7 protein-coding genes and 1 pseudogene are annotated in these 6,413 nt (G+C 42.2%); 1 reads left to right on the forward strand and 7 read right to left on the reverse strand.

Annotated elements, in window-relative coordinates; translation table 11 throughout:
• Positions 1-7: 7 nt before the first annotated feature.
• The 7 genes from MED217_RS08135 to MED217_RS19000 form a co-directional block, all read right to left on the reverse strand.
• The gene (locus tag MED217_RS08135) at positions 8-499 is read right to left on the reverse strand and encodes a hypothetical protein (protein WP_009780024.1); all 492 of its coding nucleotides are present in this window, start codon (positions 497-499) and stop codon (positions 8-10) included.
• Between the two features lie 177 nt (positions 500-676).
• Positions 677-1,660 (reverse strand): alpha/beta hydrolase, encoded by a 984-nt coding sequence (locus MED217_RS08140; RefSeq protein ID WP_009780025.1) that lies wholly within the window; start codon positions 1,658-1,660, stop codon positions 677-679.
• A gap of 132 nt (positions 1,661-1,792) precedes the next feature.
• Positions 1,793-3,049 (reverse strand): amidohydrolase family protein, encoded by a 1,257-nt coding sequence (locus MED217_RS08145; RefSeq protein WP_009780026.1) that lies wholly within the window; start codon positions 3,047-3,049, stop codon positions 1,793-1,795.
• 426 nt (positions 3,050-3,475) lie between these two features.
• Positions 3,476-3,721 (reverse strand): TlpA family protein disulfide reductase, encoded by a 246-nt coding sequence (locus MED217_RS19365; RefSeq protein WP_083777996.1) that lies wholly within the window; start codon positions 3,719-3,721, stop codon positions 3,476-3,478.
• A gap of 12 nt (positions 3,722-3,733) precedes the next feature.
• Positions 3,734-4,546 carry a TlpA family protein disulfide reductase gene (locus MED217_RS08150; protein WP_154648922.1) on the reverse strand — a complete coding sequence of 271 codons (813 nt, stop codon included), beginning with the start codon at positions 4,544-4,546 and terminating at the stop codon, positions 3,734-3,736.
• A 184-nt stretch (positions 4,547-4,730) separates the two neighbouring features.
• Complete coding sequence (locus MED217_RS08155; RefSeq protein ID WP_009780028.1) at positions 4,731-5,003, reverse strand: hypothetical protein; 273 nt, start codon at positions 5,001-5,003, stop codon at positions 4,731-4,733.
• 248 nt (positions 5,004-5,251) lie between these two features.
• Complete coding sequence (locus MED217_RS19000; RefSeq protein WP_230199251.1) at positions 5,252-5,689, reverse strand: ATP-binding protein; 438 nt, start codon at positions 5,687-5,689, stop codon at positions 5,252-5,254.
• 77 nt (positions 5,690-5,766) lie between these two features.
• On the opposite strand from MED217_RS19000, the pseudogene MED217_RS19205 reads away from it, so the two are divergent.
• Positions 5,767-6,413, forward strand: a pseudogene (locus MED217_RS19205) (IS3-like element ISLbl1 family transposase); the annotation flags it as partial.

The raw sequence follows: 6,413 nt of genomic DNA on the forward strand, positions 1-6,413 counted from the left end.
GGACTGCCTATTCTCCGCCATACTGCTTAGGTATTTTAGCCTGCTCTGTTTCGATCGTCCATAATAAACTAACGATCCACCAGCGGTTGTTGTAGTAGGTTAGTTGGTAGCTGTTGATGCCTTTTTCTTCAGTGCCTTCAGAGTCTTTTCCGTAAAAGGTCTGGAATACCTGTGCGATTCCGTTATAGGTGTCTACGGTTTTTGCAATTTCCTGTTCAAGATAGCCTTCTTCGTAATACGGATCTTTCAAATAGCTCAGAAAGTCATTTAGAGAAACGGTTTCCGCTTGCGTGGAGTCTGCTACGGTAAAGATCGCTGCAGGGTGAAATAATTTGCGTACCGCAGCGGTGTCCATCTGTTCGCCTTGTTCAATAGTGATCTGGTCGAGCAGTTCGTTGATGACTCCGTCGATGGTGTGGAGTTGAGGTAGGGATTCTTCCTGAGCAAAGCCGGAAAGTAGTGTGAGCATATAGAAGCATAGTGCAATAGGATATTTCATAGACTTTAGTTTTAGTGTTTCATTAGATTATAGTGGTCTTTAGAGCGGAACGCGATGTAATCGCTCACCAACGTGAAATTGAAGCGCCATAGCATCGCGCACCAACATATGGTTTCGATTTATATACTAAATACGCTTTATAAACGCCTTTGTGTCAAAAGTCTGAGCGCTTTAGGACTATTCTTCCAATAAAAGCTCCCTAATCTGCGTCAGCACTTCCTCATTTTTGACAATATTTAAATGATTGACGTTAGGGATGCGTTGCACCCTAGTACATGCAGCGGCGGGTTGAAAGACTTCCTGAAAACGCTCCGGGTAGAAGCTTTCATCGGCATTGCCTACGAGGACCAGGGTTGGTGTTTTTAGTTTGATGATATCATGTTTGTAATGCGTAGGTGCAAAGTTCACCGCCATACGGTAGGAGTAGGAAGCTGCTTGTAACGGATCTTCATAAACTTTTGGCCGATTGAACAAGAGCACCGGTTTATCGTTGTATGCCGTTACCCCAATACCATTAAGCATTGCCAGACCCACCCAACGTTTTACGCCTACGCTTACCCAGCCACCGCTGTTCTGTTTTACCGTAGGCGCATCGTGCCCCAGATAGGGAGCGAGTAAGATGGCTTGATCCACTGGAGGGTGTTTTGCGCTAGCAAGATACCGCAAGACCAGGCCACCACCCGAAGAGTGCCCTGCCAGCACAATTTTCTCAGCTTGCAGTTCGTGCTGCGCATAGGTGATGAGGTCTTCCAGATCTTCTTCGAGTTGGCCTATATGATCAATATCAGGCTGTTGTTGCAGATTACGGCCGTGACCTCTAAGGTCGGGTGTAAGTACCGTCGCCAGATCTTCTTGTGCGAGCCTACCGGCTAAGCTTTGCAAATACCTGCTTTCAGAACCACTGCCGTGCAGTAAAAGCAGCACCGTTTTAGAATTTGCAGCGTAGCGTCGGCTGAACAAAGCAGCACCATCACGCATGCTAATCCATTCTTCGTGATGCGCGTAGGTCTTTACCGCTACGGTATCTATAGAAGTATAATCATAGTTCTCGACATTCACTTTTTGCGGAATAGGCCAGTTGATCAATACCACTACCGCGATCAGATACAAACACACATTAACTCCAAAAAATACGAGTATACGCTTTACTATTTTCTTCATCCTTTCCTGTTTTAGAAGTGACGAAGCTAGCACGTGAGCCCTGCTTCGGGGAATAAAAGATCCCCAATTGTACAGTGGTTATGCTGAACCGTGTTTTTTAGTGCTTCAGAAGGCGTTTACATACTGCCAGCCTTAATCGTTTCGCACGATGGTTCCGCCTTTCATTACAAAGTGCACGCTTTTGATGTTTTCGATATCCTCTAACGGACTGTCTTTATAAGCCACCAGATCGGCCATCAGGTTTTCTTTAATGGCTCCGTATTGCTCGGTAACGCCCAGAAGTGCTGCAGCATTGGTGGTCATACATTTTAAGATGTGCATGGGAGGTATACCGGCTTCCTTCCAGGTTTTAAGGATTTCAAGATTGCTCTCCAGTCTGTTTTTACCTTCGATGTCGATAATAACATCGGTACCAAAGGCCATCTCAACGCCCAATTCGTAAGCCATTTTGAGACGGTCTCGTATGGAGTTGTACAGAGTATTCATTTGCAGGCTATCTGCTCCATACGCATGTAAATTGGTCGTATAGAAATCGGTACCTACCAAGACGGTGCCCTTTTCCTTCATCAGTTGCAGCAGGTCTTTATCTAAGAAAAACCCATGCTCTATAGAAGCAGCACCTCCCAGAATGGCATTTTTTGCAGGCGCTCCACCTCCCGCGTGTACGGCTACTTTAATTCCTGCCATTTGGGCTTCTTGTACAGCAGCAGCAATATCTTCTTCAGAATAAAAATAGCGTTGATCGCCAGTGACGAGTTTGATCGTATTGGCACCATAGTAGATATTCTTGCGTATGGCTTTACGAATTTCGTCTTGCGTATCGGCATCCAGATATTCCCGCTGCCAATGCGCACCGCTTAACGGAGCAACATTACTTGTCTGTCCGCCAAAGGGTGCAATGATCTTGCCGGCGTATTGTATGTGCGGACCTTCGACCCAACCCATACGAATGGCTTTGATAAGATCGGCAGTGGCGTAATCGCCGTCGTTCCCGATCTCTTTTACCGCGGTAAAGCCACCGTGCAGGAGCAGTTTGGCATTCTGTACCCCGCGTAATGCCCTGAAGGCGTTTGATTCTTGAGCATAACGTTGCAGGTAGTCAAAATGCCGGTAGCTCATATTGGAGGTGAGGTGCACGTGGCAGTCCATCAAACCGGGCGAGAGCCACGAGTCTGAAAGGTCGATGAGGGTATCTGCGGTAAAAGGTTCAGAAGCTTCCTGAATGCCCGCGATAAGTCCGTCTTTGATCAAGAGGATCTGTTGGTCCAGCACTTCGCCGGTAGCCGGTTTGATCACGTGTCCCGCTTTGACAGCGATGGTTTGCGCGTGTAGGTCAAATACGCACAGGCTTAAACTGCCACAAAGTAAAAGAGCGTACAATTGTTTCATAGGTAAGGTGTTTTGGTTAATACTAGAAAAGAACGATCAGGCTTCAGGGATTAAGAAATACATCTTAAAGCCCGGGCATTATGGTTTAGGAGGTGGTACAGCAAGTAAAGGATGCTGAAATGGCGCTAGGGGGTAAGAGGTAGTATACGCGCGCCAAGCTACGTATGTTTGGCTATAGGGTTGATGCTAAGGTAGTTAATAAATTTATATACGTAGCTGTTTTATGCGATATCTTTTTGGTACTAAGTGGATTAGCCTTTGTGAAGGGATATCGGAAGGTAGCAAGCTGCTACTTAGGGTCTTTAATTTGGAAAGCAGAAGCCATACCTGTAGGCCTTGCTCATCGAGATTATACGTTATCTGGCGTGTCGCAAACAAAAACCTAATGTGCTAATAAATGCCTTTAAGGCGTTGTACTGAGCTCGTTTACTCTAAACCAAGGTACTCCTGATTTTCAGCAAAGGAGCTAAAGGTCTTAACGATACGCCCACCATCTTCTACCAAAATATAGGTAGGGAAACTGACCACATCATAATCCCTAATGAGTGTTTTTGAGGTATCTATTACCCGCAGATTCTCCCAGGTGTAGTTGTTTTTGGTAAGATATTCTTTCCAGATCTTATGATCATCATCTCTAGAGATGCCTATTACTTCAATATTGTTCTGCTCCAGCTGTTCTTGCTTCTATGCCATAAGCTTGTGTTCCTTTACGCAAGGCGGGCAGTTCACAAACCACAGGTCGAGCAGGTATTTTTTGTCTTTGTCAAAAGCTGTGGTCACCACCTTGTTCTCAAGATCGTAAAATGAGTAGGAGTCAATATCCAGACGTGTTATACCCAAGCGTTTTTCTATACGTTCATAGCTTCCCAAAAAGCTATGATTTTTGATCTGTTCCTTTTGCTTTGATGCCAAATTAAGTAGTTTTTGCAGGGCGTCCCGGTCCTCTTGATTTCTAAAGAAATAGTTATCCATAATAGCTAAAGAGAACGGACTGTCTATAAACGAATCGATTTCTTTTAAAAGAAAGGAATCTATCTCCTGTGGCGCAACCTTCTCTTTGATCAAAGAAATATAGGCTGTATTGTGCTCACGCGCCTTGTAGAATAGGTCTGAGCCTATAACCGTATCGATCTTAAGCTTTTGATCTATCTGCCCCTTGATGATCACTTGTTTGCCGTTAAGCCATACCTGACTTTCCGGAAGTTTGCTAGACACGATCTTACCTTCTTTTAAAAACCAAATATGATACAGATCATTGATGCTGTCGTTAAAGCTGATGCGTATGGTATCTTGAAAAGCCACTTTATGCAGTTCGCGCGACTGTGCGATATCGCGCACCATAACACTATCGATCGCTTCGTCTGTATCCAGAATAAGGTTGAGGTCTGCCCAGACCACAGGTTTTTCCTTTTCCTCATGATGACAGGCCATAAGTAATGCGGCGCATACAAGGAGTAATAGTGGACTTTTTAGCGAGATTGGAAAGTAGTTCTTCATAGGTAGCGCAAAATAAAGGGTAGTGTAGGTTACTTAAGGAAACTAAATAATTAGTTGAAGTAAGATACATTATATTTTAATACCTAGAAGCTTTATTTTCAAATAAATAAAATACCTCAAGGCAGGCCTTTCTGTGGACATAGGAAGACCTCGGAATATTAAACTCATTGGCGGCGCCAATAAATTAAATCAGCCTGTCTATGAACATACTCAAGATAAACCCCAAGAAGGCGATTGCCCAACCTAAACGCTTTCGTAGTTTAGAAACCGGATACTTTTGTTCATAGATAGCCTTTAAAACAAAAAAGGGGATACACAGACTTCCTGCAAGGAACACCAGAACACGAGCCGAAATATGCGCTAAGATATTATCAATAAAGAGGAATGCCAGTACGGAAAGCGTGATCCCGATAGCTGCTAAAAGTTGATACCCGCGTTTTATACGTCTGTAATTCATACCAAAGCGTTTTGATCAATACTCCCGATTTAAGTTTGAGATGCAGGCTAAACGATGACAGCATCTCATGTATACTTTGTGGTAAGCTATTGATTTTCTTAAAGTTATTCATTTATTGTAAAGTGTCGGCTTAATCCATCAAGTATTTAGAAGAATACTACTGTGCACATTCTTGAAGATAATCTTTGGATCTACTTTATCTTTTAAACCTATATTGCCATTTACAAACTAGCGGTAGGTTAGGGTACTTAGATGTTTTCATCTTCTTTTGTTTTCCACCATTGTCTGAGTTCAATCATTTTCGGTTCGTTTATATTTATAAGTCCTTTTCCTGATTCAAGTTTTTTGATTTCAGTTTCCAATTTATATTTACTGCTTGGTGTTCCAACAAAGTTACTAATGGCTTTATAGTCCTTATTTTGAACATTTAAACAAATAGGAAGTTTTACTTGTGAAGCAAAATCAAAGTCTTTTGTTTTGTAATCTTCAACTCCTTGTGAAAGCATAACGATAATAACGCCTTTTGATCTTAATAATCTCAAAAGTTCCTCAAGTGCCTTTCGAGCATTTTTATTTTTTAAGTATATATGAGCTTCATCAATTACAATTACATAACGTAGTGGAAAAATATGATCATTTGGCTCACAATCATTTGTAGAACTAAAGTAAGAGTTGAAATATCTCAATAATAAAAATACAACTAACTGTCTTAAAGTGTCTGGAATTACTACATTAGACTGGACATAGAGTTGAATGAATATTATTGCAAGTTGTTAACTTAGCAATCATGAGACGTAAAGCCAAACATTACACTTTAGAGTTTAAGCAAAAAGCAGTAGAATTAAGTTACGCCAAAGGCAGTGTAGCACAGGTTTGTGAGGACCTGGATATCTTACCTGCTGTTCTTTACCGGTGGCGTAAAGAGCAAAAGAATTATGGTAAAAATAGTTTTCCCGGCCGTGGTAACCCTAAAATGACCGATCAACAAAAAGAGATAGCCCGTTTAAAGAAACAGCTCAAAGAAGCCGAATTAGAACGTGATATCTTAAAAAAGGCGATTGGCATCTTCTCCGCGAGCGACAAGAAAAATACAGGTTCATAAAACAGCATCGTATGAAATTTCCTGTTGAGAAGATGTGCACTATGTTAGCCGTGAGTAAAAGCGGTTATTACCACTGGTTGAAATCTGGTCCTAGCACCCTTTGGAAAGAAAATCAGAAGCTCTCTTCATTAATCAAAGATATATTTGAAGATAGTCACCAAAGCTATGGAGCTCCTAGAATAAAGGCTGAATTGAAAGCTTTGGGCTTTAAGGTATCAAAGCCTCGGGTAGCCCGTATAATGAAGGCAAACTATTTATACGCTAAGAGGAAGCGTAAGTTTAAAGCCACCACCGATAGTAACCATAAA

This window comes from Leeuwenhoekiella blandensis MED217 (genome assembly GCF_000152985.1).
Classification (GTDB): Bacteria; Bacteroidota; Bacteroidia; order Flavobacteriales; family Flavobacteriaceae; genus Leeuwenhoekiella; species Leeuwenhoekiella blandensis.